This window comes from Streptomyces sp. NPDC090108, from assembly GCF_044747185.1.
Taxonomy (GTDB): Bacteria; Actinomycetota; Actinomycetes; order Streptomycetales; family Streptomycetaceae; genus Streptomyces.
This window is the reverse complement of the sequence record NZ_JBIVDQ010000001.1, coordinates 963946-980524: the sequence shown is the minus strand read 5'-3', so window position 1 is coordinate 980524 and position 16579 is coordinate 963946. Positions and strand designations below refer to the sequence as shown.

The 16579-nt window shown below is 72.3% G+C and carries 14 protein-coding genes; 10 read left to right on the top strand and 4 right to left on the bottom strand.

Going from position 1 to position 16579, the window contains the following annotated elements; genetic code table 11:
- Positions 1-3: 3 nt before the first annotated feature.
- Entirely contained in the window at positions 4-1269 is a 1266-nt protein-coding gene (locus ACIPRD_RS04245; protein WP_401559720.1) for an RNA polymerase sigma factor, read from the top strand.
- A gap of 125 nt (positions 1270-1394) precedes the next feature.
- Positions 1395-4682, top strand: a complete 3288-nt coding sequence (locus ACIPRD_RS04240; protein WP_401559718.1) for an NACHT domain-containing protein — start codon at positions 1395-1397, stop codon at positions 4680-4682.
- On the opposite strand, the gene ACIPRD_RS04235 is transcribed toward ACIPRD_RS04240, so the two are convergent.
- A complete protein-coding gene (locus tag ACIPRD_RS04235; RefSeq protein WP_401559715.1) occupies positions 4675-5964 on the bottom strand; it encodes a methyltransferase domain-containing protein in 1290 nt (429 codons plus the stop codon). The two genes, ACIPRD_RS04240 and ACIPRD_RS04235, sit on opposite strands and share 8 nt — an antisense overlap.
- On the opposite strand from ACIPRD_RS04235, the gene ACIPRD_RS04230 reads away from it, so the two are divergent.
- From ACIPRD_RS04230 to ACIPRD_RS04210, 5 genes are all read left to right on the top strand, one after another.
- Complete coding sequence (locus tag ACIPRD_RS04230; protein ID WP_401559713.1) at positions 5947-6936, top strand: polysaccharide deacetylase family protein; 990 nt, start codon at positions 5947-5949, stop codon at positions 6934-6936. The two genes, ACIPRD_RS04235 and ACIPRD_RS04230, sit on opposite strands and share 18 nt — an antisense overlap.
- Positions 6933-7799: a polysaccharide deacetylase family protein gene (locus ACIPRD_RS04225; protein WP_356400831.1), complete on the top strand. Its 867-nt coding sequence runs from the start codon at positions 6933-6935 to the stop codon at positions 7797-7799. Before ACIPRD_RS04230 ends, ACIPRD_RS04225 begins: the two co-directional genes overlap by 4 nt.
- Before the next feature lie 632 nt (positions 7800-8431).
- Entirely contained in the window at positions 8432-8740 is a 309-nt protein-coding gene (gene groES / locus ACIPRD_RS04220) for a co-chaperone GroES (protein ID WP_330459340.1), read from the top strand.
- 118 nt (positions 8741-8858) lie between these two features.
- Positions 8859-10487 (top strand): chaperonin GroEL, encoded by a 1629-nt coding sequence (gene groL, locus ACIPRD_RS04215; RefSeq protein ID WP_356400828.1) that lies wholly within the window; start codon positions 8859-8861, stop codon positions 10485-10487.
- Positions 10488-10865: 378 nt separating this feature from the next.
- The gene (locus tag ACIPRD_RS04210) at positions 10866-11345 is read left to right on the top strand and encodes a hypothetical protein (RefSeq protein WP_401559710.1); all 480 of its coding nucleotides are present in this window, start codon (positions 10866-10868) and stop codon (positions 11343-11345) included.
- 76 nt (positions 11346-11421) lie between these two features.
- On the opposite strand, the gene ACIPRD_RS04205 is transcribed toward ACIPRD_RS04210, so the two are convergent.
- Positions 11422-12195, bottom strand: coding sequence for an SDR family oxidoreductase (locus ACIPRD_RS04205; RefSeq protein WP_356400823.1), 774 nt, complete (start codon positions 12193-12195; stop codon positions 11422-11424).
- A 53-nt stretch (positions 12196-12248) separates the two neighbouring features.
- Complete coding sequence (locus ACIPRD_RS04200) at positions 12249-12917, bottom strand: MOSC domain-containing protein (protein ID WP_356400821.1); 669 nt, start codon at positions 12915-12917, stop codon at positions 12249-12251.
- Between the two features lie 80 nt (positions 12918-12997).
- On the opposite strand from ACIPRD_RS04200, the gene ACIPRD_RS04195 reads away from it, so the two are divergent.
- Positions 12998-13897, top strand: a complete 900-nt coding sequence (locus ACIPRD_RS04195) for a LysR family transcriptional regulator (RefSeq protein WP_356400819.1) — start codon at positions 12998-13000, stop codon at positions 13895-13897.
- Positions 13898-14124: 227 nt separating this feature from the next.
- On the opposite strand, the gene ACIPRD_RS04190 is transcribed toward ACIPRD_RS04195, so the two are convergent.
- A complete protein-coding gene (locus ACIPRD_RS04190) occupies positions 14125-14454 on the bottom strand; it encodes a WhiB family transcriptional regulator (protein WP_356400817.1) in 330 nt (109 codons plus the stop codon).
- 382 nt (positions 14455-14836) lie between these two features.
- Between ACIPRD_RS04190 and ACIPRD_RS04185 the strand changes: the two genes are divergently transcribed.
- Positions 14837-15448 (top strand): response regulator transcription factor, encoded by a 612-nt coding sequence (locus tag ACIPRD_RS04185; RefSeq protein WP_003948568.1) that lies wholly within the window; start codon positions 14837-14839, stop codon positions 15446-15448.
- Between the two features lie 368 nt (positions 15449-15816).
- A complete protein-coding gene (locus ACIPRD_RS04180) occupies positions 15817-16401 on the top strand; it encodes a sigma-70 family RNA polymerase sigma factor (protein ID WP_356400814.1) in 585 nt (194 codons plus the stop codon).
- Positions 16402-16579: the final 178 nt, after the last annotated feature.

The following is a 16579-nucleotide window of genomic DNA, read 5'->3' as shown; positions in this document are numbered from 1 at the left end:
GCTGTGGAACCACAGCCCACCGGGCCCGCCGCGGCCCACGCGATCGAGACCGTCTTCCGCCTGGAGTCCCCGCGGGTGGTCGCCGGCGTCGCCCGGATCGTCCGGGACGTCGGCATCGCCGAGGAACTGACGCAGGACGCCCTGGTCGCCGCGCTGGAGCGCTGGCCCCGGGACGGGGTGCCCGACAACCCCGGGGCCTGGCTCATGGCCACCGCCCGGCACCGCGCCGTCGACCTGATCCGGCGCCGCGAGACCTACGCCCGCAAGCTCGCCGAGGTCGGCCGGGACCTGGACACCACCCTCCCGCCGCACGAGAGCGCCGACCCCGACGACATCGACGACGACCTGCTCCGCCTGGTCTTCACCACCTGCCACCCGGTGCTGTCCGGGGACGCCCGCACCGCGCTGACCCTGCGGCTGCTCGGCGGTCTGACCACGGCCGAGATCGCCCGCGCCCAGCTCGTCCCGGAGCCGACGATCGCCCAGCGGATCGTCCGGGCGAAACGGACGCTCGCCACCCGGAACGTCCCCTTCGAGGTGCCGTACGGGCCCGACCGCGAGGCACGCCTCGGCTCGGTCCTCGACGTCATCTACCTGATCTTCAACGAGGGGTACGCCGCCACCGCCGGAGACGACCTGCTGCGCCCCGGCCTGTGCGAGGACGCCCTGCGCCTGGCCCGCCTGCTGTCCGCGCTGATGCCGAAGGAACCCGAGGTGCACGCCCTGACCGCGCTCCTGGAGTTCCAGGCCTCCCGGACCGCCGCCCGCACCGCGCCCGACGGCACCCCGGTGCTGCTGAGGGACCAGAACCGCCGCCGCTGGAACCGCATGCTCATCGCGCGCGGCGTCCACGCCCTCGGCCGCGCCGACGCCACGGCCACGGGCGCCCCCGGCCGGTACGCCCTCCAGGCCACCATCGCCGCCTGCCACGCCCACGCGTACACCTACGAGGAGACCGACTGGGCCGCCATCGCCACCCTGTACGGCCTGCTCGCGGCCCGGGCGCCGTCCCCGGTCGTCGAGCTGAACCGCGCGGTGGCCGTGTCGATGGTCCAGGGACCGGCCGCAGCGCTGGAGATCGTCGACCGCCTCGCCGCCGAACCCACCCTGCGCGGCTACCACCTGCTCCCCGCAGTCCGCGCCGACCTCCTGTCCCGCCTGGACCGCATGCCCGAGGCCCAGGCGGAGTTCGAGCGTGCGGCGGCGCTGGCGCGCAACGCGCGTGAGCGGGAGCTGCTTCTGCGGCGCGCGACGGCGGAGCACATCTGACCGATCCGGGTCCGCCGCGGCGAGGCCGGTGGCAGAATCCGGGAAGCGATCAGCGGATCGGGAAGCCGGAGTCCAGGGGGGACCCCGGAAGAACCTCGGGGGGCCGCACCGTGCCGTTTCGTACCGTGCTCGCACAGAATCTGGCGCTGGACGCGGCGTCGGTCGTCACGGCGGCCGGGGGAGTGGCGGTCGCGCTGGTCGGCGCCGCGGTTGCGCTCTGGCAGACCCGCCGTACCCGGGTCCTGGAGCGCGAGAAGATCCAGCTGCAGCTCACTGCCGACCTACGGCGCCGGGAGCAGGAGTGGGACCACGAGCGCCGGGCTGCCGAGCGGGCGGAACGGCAGGGTGTCGAGACGGCGGAACGTGAGCGCGAGCGCGCCGCCGAGCGACAGGTGGCGCACCGCAGCGGCCTTACCGCCGGCGCCGCGGCCTACCGCGCGCGGCTCGTTCAGGAACTGTCGACGCTGCGGATCCTCGACATGTCCCGCCCACTGCGCCTGGACCGGCTGTACGTGCAGGTCCGGGTCCAGGAGCAGCAGCCATTGCGGTTCGCCCGCGAGGAGGAGTTCGCCCAGAACCGTACCGGGGACGCCGTGCGACGGGAGGCGCAGGCCGTGGCCGGGGCCTCCGGTGCCGCCCATACGTACGCTCCGGTCGACGCGCTCCAGCGCTACCAGCGCATCGTGGTCGTCGGCGATCCGGGCGCGGGCAAGACGACCATGCTCCGGCACCTCGCCCTGCGTATGGCGCGCCGGGAACAGGACGAGGCGCTGCCCGGACTCCCGGCTTACATCGAGCTGTTCCGGTTCGTGCGGAGCGGCCATGAATCGATCCTCGACTACCTGGCCGAACACTGGGCGGACCAGTACGGCTTCGCGGACGCCCGGGAGTACGTCGTGGAGCGGCTCACCGACGGTACGGCGGCGCTGCTGTTCGACGGGCTGGACGAAGTGCTGGGCGGCGAGAGCGCGGAGGCGGCGGCCGACACCTACAACCGCGTCACCGAGGAGATCACCCGCCTGGCCACCCGCTACCCGAGGGCGCTGATCGCCACCACCTGCCGGCGGCACGGCTGGCGGGGCGGGCTGCCGCAGTTCCAGGTCCTGGAGGCGCTGGACTTCGAATGGCCACAGATCGAGATCTTCATCGCCAACTGGTTCGGTGACCGCGACCACCGCCGAGGCGGCCTGGTCCGCGCGCTGTCGGGCAACGCCCGCCTCCGGACCCTGGCCGCCAACCCGCTCCTGCTCAGCCTCATCGCCATCGTCTACGAGCGGGACCTGGAGCTTCCGGAGCGTCGGACTGCGCTGTACCGGCGATGCGTCGAGGTGCTGCTGCGCGAGTGGGACGCCCACCGCAAGATCAGCCGGTACAGCCGTTTCACCACGGACCGCAAACAGGATCTGCTCAAGCAGATCGCCTGGCAGTACCACCAGCGTGGGCTGCGCTACTTCCGTGAGGAGGAACTCCTCGCCCTGATCGCCGACTTCCTGCCGACCATCGATCTGCCCCGCACGGACAGCCGCGCGATCCTGGAGGAGATCGCCGCGCAGTACGGCCTGCTGAAAGCGCAGGCCCACGGGTGGTACGGATTCCTCCACCTGACCCTTCAGGAACATTTCGCCGCCGCCGCGCTGCTCGAACTCGGCCCGGCCGGGGTCGAGATGGCCGTACGGGCCCGACACGACCCATGGTGGGAAGAGGTGATCCTGCTGTTGGCCGGCTCTCTGGCGGACGCGACGGGGTTGCTGCTCGGCATCCTGCAGGTGGAGCCGGGGACCCCGCGGACCCGGGAGGGCTCCGAGGAACTGCTGAGTCTCCCGGACGACGACTTCTTCCACACGGACCTGCTCTTGGCGGCCCGCTGTCTTACGGGAAGCCCACGAGTCGCCGACGTGACGTTGCGGCGGCAGATCATACGGACGGCCTGGGAACTTCTGGACACCTCGCCGTACGCGGCGGAGCAGCGGCGTGCTGCCGATGCCCTCGTGGGTGTGCTGGGGTCGGAAGCACAGATGAGCGAGGCTCTCGCCTATGTCGCCGATGCGAACCGGGACGCGTCGGCGCGTACCGCGCTGGTGGAGGCGCTGACCGTCCACGGCGGACGGAACGTGGGCGAACGGCTGCTGGGCGTGCTGTCCTTGCGGCCGGAACTGCCTGATCCTTTGCGCGACGCCATCATCACGGCTCTGGGCACCCTGCACGTGAAGGCGGCCGTTCCCTTCCTGCTCGGCAGGCTGGACGAGACGGCGGGCACGTCCAGCTCCTGGACTCACCCGGCCGAAGTGGTCGTCAAGGCCCTCGGCGGTGCCGGAGGACCGCTGGACGCGATTTTGCGCGTCATGGACACAGAGGAAACGACGCCGTTGGCCAACAACATCACCCGGGCGGCGTGCGAGGCGTTGACCCAGCTTCGGGACCCGCGGGCGAGAGAACCTCTGCTGGGACTGCTGCTGCGCGACAACGGATGGTTCTTCGAACGAGCCAGGCTGGCCGATGCCTACCTGAATCTGGCCGGTGACCAGGGATGCGGGGTGTTGCTCGATCTCGTCAGATCGGACCGGGCGACCGACTTCCAGAAAGTACCCGTCATGTCCGCCCTGGCGAACTTCTGCGGCGAGGGGCACGGGTGGGCGCACCGGGAGCCTCTGCTCGCCGTCGCCGCCGACGGCACGGCCGCGTGGCAGCTTCGCTGGCTCGCGCTCGAAGGCCTCGACCACTGTCCCGGTGACGTCGCGGACCTGGAAGCGGTCCTGGGCGGTGACGACGTGCGGGTCGCCGTCGCCGCGGCCGCCACGTCTGCGGCCTGGGGCACCCCGCAGCGGCTCGACGCCATCCGCTCCGCGATCGTGGACGCCACCCTCGCCTCGGACCTGCTGTACGCGCGGGGCTCCTCGTCGTGGAGCTGGACGGGCAGGATCGCGAGGCGACTTGGCAAGGTGCTGTCCCCGTACGGCGGGATCGACGTCACGGGGACCTTCTTCGGCAGCGGGAGCATGACCGGCCACGCCGGCACGCAGCCCCGAAGCACGGGCGAGCAGGCGCGTCAGTGGCTCTACGCGTTCGATCTCGAGGCGGGGGTGGATGCGTACGTGAGAGCCACGGAGGTCCTGCGCGCGGGGTTCGTGGACCAGGTTCCGCCGGGTGTACCGGCATCGCGGGTCCACGAAGTGCTCAGTCACCTTGTGGAGCACCTGGACGACTACCACCCCGGAAGTCACGATTACCAGGCACTGCTGCGACAGGCGGCGCTGGTGGCGGACGACGACCGGGCCGTGGTCACGTTCCTCGAACTCGCCGCCCGGGGAACGCACCCGGACACCCGGTCCACGGCCCATGACGCCGCTTACGCCGTGAGCCGCCGAGCCCGGGTCCGGGTCCTCTCCGGCGGGGCGGTCGTGCCGTTCAGGTGACCGGCGCCGGCCGGCCGATCAGCATCGTCGGCGCCCCCGCCACCCTCGTCATGAACACCGTCGCCGCGTTCGGGCCCTGCGGCTTGACCTTCTTGCGGAGTTCCTCCGGCTCGACCGCCGAGCCGCGCTTCTTCACGGTCAGGTTGCCGACCCCGCGCTCCCGCAGCAGCGCCTTCAGCTTCTTGACGTTGAAGGGCATCCGGTCGGTGATCTCGTAGGCGGTGGCGTACGGCGTCGGGCGCAGTTCGTCGGCCGTGATGTACGCGATGGTCGCGTCGAGGAGGCCGCCGCCGACCTCCTCGGCCACCTCGGCGACCAGATGGGCCCGGATGACCGCGCCGTCGGGCTCGTACAGGTACCGCCCCACGGGCCGCACCTCCGGGTCGGGCAGGCCGCGGCCGACCAGGGTGCGCGGACCCGGCAGCAGGGTGGCGCGGACCAGGCCCGGCGCGGTGCCGAACCACAGCACCGCCTCCTTCACGTCGCCGCCGTCCGAGATCCACTCGGCCTCGGCCTCGGCGGGCACCGCCTCGTGCGGGATGCCGGGGGCGATCTTCAGGGCGGCGCGGGGGGCGCCGAGCGCCGCGGAGACCGCCCAGGACAGGGGCGGCGAGTACGCCTCGGGGTCGAAGACGCGGCCCCGTCCGCCGCGCCGCGCGGGGTCCACGAAGACGGCGTCGTACCCGTCGGTCGCGACCTCGGTGACATCGGCCTCGCGGACCTCGATCAGCTCCGTCAGTCCGAGGGCCTCGGCGTTCGCGCGGGCCACGGCCGCCGTGAGCGGGTCCCGGTCCACCGCGAGCACCCGGATCCCGGCCCGCGCCAGCTCGATCGCGTCACCGCCGATCCCGCAGCACAGGTCCGCCACCGAGGTCACCCCCGCGTCCCGCATCCGCTCCGCCCGGTAGGCGGCCACGGCGGCGCGCGTCGACTGCTCGACCCCGTTGGGCGTGAAGAACATCCGCTCCGCGTCCGCGGCCGCGAACTTGGCGGCCGCCCGCTGCCGCAGCCGGGCCTGGCCGAGAGCGGCCGACACCAGCTCCGGCGGGTGCGTGCGGCGCAGCCGGGTGGCGACGGCGAGTTCGTCCGCGGGGGCCGTACCGCGCACCTCGTCGAGGAGGGCCCGGCCCTCGGGGGTGAGCAGCGCCCGGAAGGAGAGAAGCAGGTCGTTCACCGGGTCATTGTGGGCCAGTCGGTGGACCGTGCGCCTCCGGCGGCGGTGTCGGACCGGGTTCGGGGCCGCGGCCTGCGAGGATCCGGCACCATGCGACCTGTCGTACAAAATGACAAAATTCGGTCACAGCTCGCGCGGCGGGTGGCGCTCCCGGGGCGGCCGCGCCGTCCGGGGCGGGCCCGCCTGGCGAAGGCGGCGCTCCGCTGCGGAGCCGCCGCGCTGGCCGCCACCGCCGTCCTCTCCGCCTGCTCCGCGCCCGGCACCGGCACCGGCGCCGGCGGGTCCGGCCCCGGCCGCGAGTCCGGGCAGGGCGGACCCGCCCGGAACCAGGACCCCGCCGCCCGGCTCGCCGCCGAGCACGCGCGCCTGGCCGCCGCCGCCCAGCACTGGAACCTGGACCAGGTCCCCCTGACCCCGCCGGCCCCGCCGGTCCACAAGCCGAAGATCACCGCGCGCGCCGGGTTCGAGGTGGACGGCCAGGAGGAGGAGCACCTCCCGCCGGTCTTCACCACCGTGCCCACCGACAAGAAGATCGTCTTCCTCACCATCGACGACGGCGCCGAGAAGGACCCGGCGTTCCTGCGCATGATGAGCGACCTGAAGATCCCGTACAGCGCGTTCCTCAGCAACTACCTGGTCGAGAACGACTACGGCTACTTCCGCAAGATGCAGGCCGAGGGCCACACCCTCAACAACCACACCCTGACGCACCCCTACCTGCCGGGTCTGGAGTACGAGGAGCAGCGGGCCGAGATCTGCGGCATGCAGGACACCATGAAGAAGGAGTTCGGCAAGGCGCCCACCGTCTTCCGTCCTCCTTACGGCAACTACAACGGCGACACCCTGCGCGCCGCCAAGTCCTGCGGCATCAAGTACGCGCCGATCTGGGACGAGGAGGTGTACGTCGACCACTGGGAGTACCGCGAGGACGACGAGCAGCTGCACCCCGGCGACATCGTCCTCACCCACTTCCGCGGCCGCGACGACTGGGACGGCACGATGGTCGACGACATGCGCCGGTTCCTGAACAAGGTCACGCGCGAGGGCTACGCCGTGGCCCGCCTGGAGGACTACCTGTGAGGCGCCCGGGGCGGCAGCGGTCCGGCCGGAGGCGCACAGCCCGCCCGGCCGCGGCCGTCGTCCTCGCCGCCTCGGTCCTTCTCCTCGCGGGCTGCGCGCAGTCCGTGGACCCGATCGAACGCCTCGGCAGGAAGGCGGCCCAGGGCGTACGGCCCTCCGGCCGCGTCCGCGACGAGGCGTACCGGCGCTGGGGCCTCGCCGTCCCGCTGGCCGCCCCGCCCAGCCGGCCGGTGCGCCCGCCGTCCCCGCCCACCGGGGACGTCACGCGCCCCCGGGTCGTGGACCGGGTCGCCACCACCGACCCGGTCGTCTTCCTCACCTACGACGACGCCGCCGGACGCGACCCTGCGTTCGCCGGCATGGTCCGCGAACTGCGGCTCCCGGTCAGCCTCTTCCTCACCGGCTCGGAGACGGGCGGCGGCGCCGGGACCCTGGCCGGGACGGCGGCCGGGGCCAGAGGCGCCGCCGGGGCCGCGGTCGAGAACCGCGCCCCCGACCGCCACGCGCTGCGCGGGCTGTCCTACGCCGGGCAGCGCGCCGAGATCTGCGCCCGGCAGGACCGGCTCGGCACCCGCTTCGGCCACCGCCCCCGTCTCCTCCACCCGCCGCAGGGCAGATACGACCGCACCACCCTGCGCGCCGCCGCCGACTGCGGCATCTCCGCGGTCGTCCTGTGGCGCGCCACCGAGACCTCCCGCGGCCTCGCCTATACACGCGGCGACGAGCACCTCCACCCGGGCGACATCGTCCTGGTCCGCTCCGACGGCCCCACCCCCCACCCCCTCAAGGACCGCACCACCCGCCTCCTCCGCCACATCCAGGAACGAGGCCTGACGGTGGGACACCTGGAGGACTACCTGTAGGAGCCGGCTGCTACCGCTCCCCTGCACTCGGCCGCCCCGCGCAACTTCAGCCCGTGCGGTGTTCGGGGCCCTGGCACTCGGCGGAGCTGCGCACCCCCCAGTCCCGTGCGGCGTTCGAGGCCCTGGCACTCGGCTGAGCCGCGCACCCCTCAGCCCGTGCGGTGTTCGGGGCCCTGGCACTCGGCTGAGCCGCACACCCCCCAGTTCGGTGCGGTGTTCGGGGCCCCGGCACTCGGCCGACCCGCACACCCTCAGCCCGTGCAGCGTTCGAGGACCTGCACTCGGCCGACCCGCACACCCTCAGCCCGTCCGGCGTTTGAGGACGAGGCCCTTTCGGGGCCGACAGCGGGGGCCCGGGGCGGCAGCCCCCTATGACGACGGGGCGCCGCACACCCCGAGCCCCCAACTCCAGCACCCCACCCCGCCGACGCGCCGCGAGGCCGACGCGCCGCACGGCAATTGGCACTCCGCTTGACCGAGTGCTAATCGCGGTCATAGTCTCGGCTCTGGCACTCGGCAGATGAGAGTGCCAACAACGCGACGGGCAGGTCCGGCACCCGCGACGACGGATCCACCTGGTCGCCACCTCAGACAGATAACCCCGTGAGATCTCCGAAGGGGGAGGTCGGATCGTGACGACCACCAGCTCCAAGGTTGCCATCAAGCCGCTCGAGGACCGCATCGTGGTCCAGCCGCTCGACGCCGAGCAGACCACGGCCTCTGGCCTGGTCATTCCGGACACCGCGAAGGAGAAGCCCCAGGAGGGCGCCGTCCTCGCCGTGGGTCCGGGCCGCTTCGAGAACGGCGAGCGCCTGCCGCTCGACGTCAAGGTCGGCGACATCGTGCTGTACAGCAAGTACGGCGGCACCGAGGTGAAGTACAACGGCGACGAGTACCTCGTCCTCTCGGCTCGCGACGTGCTCGCGATCATCGAGAAGTAGTTCACCCCGAGCAACTCTGCTCATGACTGCGCCCCTGGCCCCCCGCAACCCCTAAGTAGCCGGGCGCCCGGGGCGCAGTGCCATATCACCCAGATTTTTCGAGAGGGCTCCCGCTGTCATGGCGAAGACTCTGAAGTTCGACGAGGACGCCCGTCGCGCCCTCGAGCGCGGCGTCAACAAGCTGGCCGACACGGTGAAGGTGACGATCGGCCCCAAGGGCCGCAACGTCGTCATCGACAAGAAGTTCGGCGCTCCCACCATCACCAACGACGGTGTCACGATCGCCCGTGAGGTCGAGATCGAGGACCCGTTCGAGAACCTCGGCGCCCAGCTGGTGAAGGAGGTGGCGACCAAGACCAACGACATCGCGGGTGACGGCACCACCACCGCCACCGTGCTCGCCCAGGCCCTGGTGCGCGAGGGTCTGAAGAACGTCGCCGCCGGTGCCTCCCCGGCCGCCCTGAAGAAGGGCATCGACGCCGCGGTCAAGGCCATCTCCGAGGATCTGCTCGCCACGGCGCGCCCGATCGACGAGAAGTCCGACATCGCCGCCGTCGCCGCGCTGTCCGCCCAGGACCAGCAGGTCGGCGAGCTCATCGCCGAGGCCATGGACAAGGTCGGCAAGGACGGTGTCATCACCGTCGAGGAGTCCAACACCTTCGGTCTGGAGCTGGACTTCACCGAGGGCATGGCCTTCGACAAGGGCTACCTGTCCCCGTACTTCGTCACCGACCAGGAGCGTATGGAGGCCGTCCTCGACGACCCGTACATCCTGATCAACCAGGGCAAGATCACGTCCATCCAGGACCTGCTGCCGCTGCTCGAGAAGATCATCCAGGGCGGCGCCTCCAAGCCCCTGCTGATCATCGCCGAGGACGTCGAGGGCGAGGCCCTGTCGACCCTGGTCGTCAACAAGATCCGCGGCACCTTCAACGCCGTCGCGGTGAAGGCCCCCGGCTTCGGCGACCGCCGCAAGGCGATGCTGCAGGACATGGCCGTCCTCACCGGCGCCACGGTCATCTCCGAGGAGGTCGGCCTCAAGCTCGACCAGGCCGGTCTGGACGTGCTGGGCTCCGCCCGCCGCGTGACCGTCACCAAGGACGACACCACGATCGTCGACGGTGGCGGCAGCGGCCAGGAGATCGAGGGCCGCGTCAACCAGATCAAGGCCGAGATCGAGAACACGGACTCCGACTGGGACCGCGAGAAGCTCCAGGAGCGCCTCGCGAAGCTGGCCGGCGGCGTGTGCGTGATCAAGGTCGGCGCCGCCACCGAGGTGGAGCTGAAGGAGAAGAAGCACCGTCTGGAGGACGCCATCTCCGCGACCCGCGCCGCGGTCGAGGAGGGCATCGTCTCCGGTGGTGGCTCCGCGCTCGTCCACGCCGCCAAGGTCCTCGAGGGCAACCTCGGCAAGACCGGCGACGAGGCCACCGGTGTCACGGTCGTCCGCAACGCCGTCGTCGAGCCGCTGCGCTGGATCGCGGAGAACGCGGGCCTCGAGGGCTACGTGATCGTCTCCAAGGTCAAGGACATGGAGAAGGGCCAGGGCTACAACGCCGCCACGGCCGAGTACGGCGACCTGGTCAAGGCCGGCGTCATCGACCCGGTCAAGGTCACCCGCTCCGCCCTGGAGAACGCCGCCTCCATCGCCTCCCTGCTCCTCACGACCGAGACCCTGGTCGTCGAGAAGAAGGAAGAGGAAGAGGCCGCCGCGGGCCACGGCCACGGCCACGGCCACTCGCACTGACGTAGTCCGCGACGCTTCCTGAAGAGCGCCTGAGCCTCCTCGGGAAGCCCGCGGCCGAAGTCGGCCCCGCCTTCGCCCCGTCGCCACGCGACGGGGCGAAGTGCTGTCCGGAGCCCCACTCCTCGTCCGGAGCCGCTACGAGGAAGCGCCCCTGACCACCGTCCCCGCGGCTACCGGCATCACGCGCCAGGGGCAGCCGCCGGCGCCGGGTGCCGCACCGGCGTCCGCGGATCCACTCGGGGTCGAGATCGGTGGGTTCCTGGATCTGGAGCGGCCGGACAGGGGGCTGCGTGCGGTGACACGACTGCTCGGGCTTGAGGAGCCGCTACCGGCCGGTGTGTCTCCACGTCAGTTTCTCTCGGGTGTAAGGGGTGTGTTGTGGAGTTGATACTCGATCCGCCGCGCGGAGTGGCTCCGCTGCGGCTGGGCATGACGCTGGACGAGGCGATCGCCGCCGCCACGCCGGAGTGGGGCGAGGCGCGTGTGGTGCCTGGCAGGGGTCTGGCCGTGTGGAAGCTGGACCACGTCGCCGTCCAGGCGCTGGCCGAGGGGGACCGGTCCGCCGTGACCGCGATCGAGCTGTGGTGGCCCGGCGAGGGCCGCACCTCCACCACGCGGGTCCTCTACGAGGGCGACGAGGTGTTCACCACGCCCGCCAAGCGCCTGTTCGCCCGTGCCGCCGGGCGCGGACTGCGCGTCGACACCTCGGATCCCGAGTACCCGTTCATCCCCGGCCTGTCCCTCGGTTTCACCCGGGTGACCTCCCAGAGGGTCCCGCGCGACTCCGGCGGATTCCCCCGCTGCGTCACCTCGGTCCTGGTCGGCGGCGAGAACTACTACGACCGCCCCTGCGCGTAGCCACGCGGCCGGGTCGCCGCCCAGCCGCCCAGCCGCTCCGCCGCCCAGCCGCCCCGCCGGTGCTTGCGCCCGCGCCTCACTGCGGCCCGTACTTGCGCCCCGTCTTCGAGCTGATGCCGCCCAGCAGCGCGCGCGGGGTCACCTTCACCAGGCCCATCAGGGCCTTGTAGCGGGGGTCCGGGATGGAGACCGTCCGGCCGCGGGAGAGGTCGGCCAGCGCCGCCTCCACCAGCTTGTCGGCGTCCAGCCACATCCAGCCCGGGATGTTGTCCGTGCCCATGCCCGCCCGCTCGTGGAACTCCGTGCGCACGAAGCCCGGGCACAGGGCCATCAGGCGCACTCCGCTGCCCGCGAGGTCCTTCGCCGCGCCCTGGGTGAACTGCACGACCCAGGACTTCGAGGCGCCGTACGTGCCGCGGGGCACGAACGCGGCGACCGAGGCCACGTTGACCACACCGCCCCGGCCGCGCTCGCGCATCGCCTCCGCGGCCGCCGACGTCAGCCGCAGCACCGCCTCGCAGTGCACCTTGAGCATCCGCAGCTCGTCGTCCATGGAGACGTCGAGATAACGGCCCTTGTTGCCGAAACCGGCGTTGTTGACCAGTAGGTCGACCGGGTTCTTCCGGTCGCGCAGCCGCTCGGCCACCGCCTCGATGCCCGCGTCCTCGGCGAGGTCGGCGGTCAGCACCTCCGCCTCGATGCCGTGCCGGTCGTGCAGCTCGGTCGCCTGTTCGTGCAGTCGTCCGGTGTCCCGCGCGACCAGGACGAGGTCGTGCCCCTCGGCCGCCAGCCGCCGCGCGAACGCGGCGCCGATCCCCGCGGTCGATCCCGTAATCAGAGCCGTTGTCATGGCCCAAGGGTAGTGACCCGGAGCGAGGGCATCCGCTCACCGGTGACGGATCCTCAGCCGACCTGGCCGGCCAGGTACTTGCGGGCCTTGTCCAGCGCCTCGGGGTGCAGCGCGTCAGCGGCGTCGAGCAGCCGGGGCAGCAGCTCCCGCTCGGTGGTGACCGCACGGAACTGCAGCGCCGCCGTCACCCCGTGGTCCGGCCGGTGCACGATCTCGACGGCGTCGCCCGCCCGGATCGCGCCCGGTTCGACCACCCGCAGGTAGGCCCCCGTGGCGGCCTTACGGGTGAATCTCCTGACCCAGCCCGACTCGCCCAGATGGCCCTGGAACGTGCGGCACGGGATGCGTCCCGACGTCACCTCCAGGACCACCCCGGATCCGATCCGCCAGCGCTCGCCGATCAGCGCTCCGGAGACGTCCAGGCCCTCCGTCGTGAGGTTCTCGCCGAAGACGCCGTCGGCCAGGGGCCGGCCGAGTTCGCGCTCCCAGTCGTCGAGGTCCTCGCGCGCGAAGGCGTACACCGCCTGGTGCTCGCCGCCGTGATGGCGCAGGTCGCACACGGCGTCCCCGGCCAGCCCGCTGCCGCCGACCCCCTTGGGGCCCGGAGCCGTCACCTGTACCGGCCCGTCGGCCGGCCTTTTGTCGATGCCGGTCACGCCCTGCGCCTGGTCGGTGTACGGCACCTGCTGCGGGCGGCCCAGATTGACCGAGAGAAGCTTCATGAGCGCACGCTACGGCAGGCGGCCTCAAAGCGACGGGACATTATCGGACACCTCACCCAAGGCAGGCTTATGATTGACGGGTGATCGAGGCCCGTCATCTCCGTGTCCTGCGCGCCGTGGCCGCCACCGGCTCCTTCTCGGCGGCCGGCCGCGAGCTGGGCTGCACCCAGCCCGCCGTGAGCCAGCAGATGAAGGCGCTGGAGTCCTCGGTCGGCACCCCGCTGCTGGTCCGCGGCGGCCGCGAGATGCGCCTCACCCAGGCCGGCGAGGCCCTCGTCCGGCACGCCTCCGGGATCCTCGCCGGGCTGACCGCGGCCGAGGAGGAGGTCGCCGCCATCGCGGGCCTGAGGGCCGGCCGGGTCCGGCTGGTCTCCTTCCCCAGCGGCAGCTCCACCCTGGTCCCCACCGCGCTGGCCGCCCTGCGCGCCGCCCACCCCGGCACCCGCGTCTCCCTGGAGGAGGCCGAGCCCCCGAAGTCCGTCGAGCTCCTGCGCGAGGGCGACTGCGACCTGGCGCTGGCCTTCCGCTACGAGGGCACGGCGGCCGCGGAGGAGTGGGAGGACCTGGTCGTACGACCCCTGCTGACGGACCGTCTCGTCGCGCTGGTGCCCGAGCGGCACCGGCTCGCGGGCGCCGAGTCCGTGGGCATAGGTGAGCTGGCCGAGGAGTCCTGGATCGCCGGGTGCCCCCGCTGCCGCGGCCAGCTCGTGCAGGCGTGCGAGAGCGCCGGATTCACGCCCCGTATCGACTTCGCCACCGACGACTACCCGGCGGTGGCCGGCCTGGTCGGCGCGGGCCTGGGCGTGGCGGTCCTGCCGCAGCTCGCGGCGGACTCGGTGCGGCCCAGGGGCGTGCGCGTGGTCAGGCTGGAGCCCGCGGTGCGGCGGGAGGTCGTCGCGCTCACGCTGCCCGACCTGGCCCGGGTGCCCGCCGTTGCGGCGACGCTGGAACAGCTGGCCAGAGCCGCCGGGCGCGCCTAGGGGGCGTCTCCCCGGGCTTCGTGGGTCCGCGACGCCCGGCACGGCACCTCGCGGTACGGCCTGACCGCCCACGTACGCCCAGTACGAGGGCGATGCGGCCGCACGCCGAGGCACCACCGGACGCCGCGGCCTGATCCACGAAGGCCGAATAGGCGCCCCCAGGGGCTCGCCGGAGCGTGCGGGCGCGAGCGCGCTCCCGCCGGGCGAGTGAATGCGGAAACGTTCCTTCAGGCGTCGGTGCCCGCACCCCCGCCGGAGGCCGATGCCGACACCAGGCGGTTGCGCGCCCGCCCCATCAGCTCCTCGCGCTCGTCCTCGGTCAGCCCGCCCCACACGCCGTACGGCTCGCGCACCGCCAGGGCGTGCGCCGCGCACTGGGCGCGCACCGGGCACCTCATGCAGACCTCCTTGGCCGAGTTCTCGCGAGCGCTCCGTGCCGCCCCGCGCTCGCCCTCCGGGTGGAAGAAGAGCGAGCTGTCCACTCCGCGGCAGGCGGCCAGGAGCTGCCAGTCCCACAGGTCCGCGTTCGGTCCGGGAAGGCGGGAGAAATCTGCCATTACGTGACCCCTTGTAGCCGTTCTGGGCGGATACGCGTGCCATCGACCGTACATGTCCGGTCTAAGGAGATGAAAATATGACTCATTGCGAATCTAGCTCCAGACACTGAGAAACGGGAGCAAAAGCGTCTAAATGGGGCATGGCTTGTGATGAAAACTTGAGAGTCCGTTGGGCATGTCTGCACCGTGTCGAGACCCTCACGTAGAGTGCCGAAGACGGCATGCGGCCCCGTAACTCTTTCGAGTGACCGTCGTTGAGAGTGCGGAGGCGGTTGAAAACACAAGTGCTCGGGCAGGCGTCCGAGACGGTCGACCGCACAGGTGACGATTCCGTACCAGCCTGGAGGCTCAAGGTGACGCGCATCAGCTGCGGAGGGCGGTCATGACTTCCGTCCTCGTCTGCGACGACTCCCCGCTTGCCCGAGAGGCGCTCCGCCGCGCGGTAGCGACCGTGCCCGGCGTCGAGCGCGTGACGACGGCGGCCAACGGCGAGGAAGTCCTCCGCCGCTGGGGCGCCGACCGCTCCGACCTCATCCTGATGGATGTACGCATGCCCGGCCTGGGCGGCGTCGAGACCGTGCGCCGGCTGCTGTCCGCCGACCCGGGCGCCCGGATCATCATGCTCACCGTCGCCGAGGACCTCGACGGTGTGGCCCTCGCGGTCGCCGCCGGCGCCCGCGGCTACCTGCACAAGGACGCCTCGCGCGCCGAACTGCGGGCCACGGTGACGCAGGCCCTCGCCGACCCCACCTGGCGGCTGGCCCCGCGCCGGCTCCGCTCGGCCGAGATGGGCGCCGCGCCCACGCTCACCGCGCGTGAGATCCAGGTCCTCGAAGGCATGAGCCACGGCCGCTCCAACGCGGAGATCGGGCGCGAGCTGTTCCTCTCCGAGGACACCGTCAAGACGCACGCCCGTCGCCTGTTCAAGAAGCTCGGCGCCTCCGACCGCGCCCACGCGGTGGCGCTCGGCTTCCGCTGGGGACTGGTCCGGTAGACCGTGCGCCGCGGCGGTACGACGCGCCGCCACCCGCGGCTCCCCGCCCGCCACCGGGCGGGCGGGGGCGAGGGGTGCCGGCGCAGGTGGCGGGGGCCGGACGTGTGCGCCGCGGACGTCCGGGGACCCGTCCGTGCGCGCCCGCGGTACACGCGTCCGGCCGTCGCGCGAAGCGGCCCGCCGCACGCGCGCTGCTCGTTTCGCCGCGGATGCCGCATCCTTGAGGTGTGGAGTCTCTCGGGGACGAGTCGGTCGAGCGGAAGGGGAGGGCGCAGGGGATGAGTGCCGGCGCACCTGCTCATAACGCTTCGGTGCACAACCACGAGCGTGATGCGACGGACCGCAGGGCCGCAAGGCACCATGGACCGATGCGCGACGACGAAGCGGGCACGGCCCACGGGATTGGTGCGCTCGTGCATCTCGCCGTCGACGGCGACGAGCAGGCGACGCACGACCTGCTCGCGCACGTCCACCCCCTCGCGCTGCGTTACTGCCGTACCCGCCTGTCCAGGCTGCCCGGCGACGCCCGGCATTTCGTCGAGGACCTGGCGCAGGAGGTCTGCGTCGCGGTCCTGCTCGCCCTGCCGCGCTACCGCGACACCGGACGCCCCTTCGAGGCGTTCGTCTTCGCCATCGCCTCGCACAAGGTCGCCGACCTCCAGCGGGCCGCGATGCGTCACCCCGGTTCCACCGCCGTCCCCTCGGACGAGATGCCGGAGCGGCCCGACGACTCCCTCGGCCCCGAGGAGCGCGCCCTGCTCAGCAGCGACGCCGAATGGGCGAAGAAGCTGCTGGCCAACCTCCCCGACAACCAGCGCGAGCTGCTCCTGCTGCGCATCGCCGTGGGCTTGACCGCGGAGGAGACGGGGCAGATGTTGGGAATGTCACCCGGTGCGGTCCGGGTGGCCCAGCACCGCGCGCTGAGCCGGCTGCGCGCCCTCGCCGAGCAGTGACCGGAAACCTCCCGTCGCACCGGCGATCCGCCGCGTAGGCGCAGCCAGACGGCGTCGCACCCCCTGTCCGCCCGTGCCGGCGCGCGCCGCGCGAGGGCGAGCGACCCGGCCGGACGGACCCCCGCCTCTGTACGAACGTACGAAGCCGGCGGCCCCCGTACCGTGGAAGTTGCTGGCG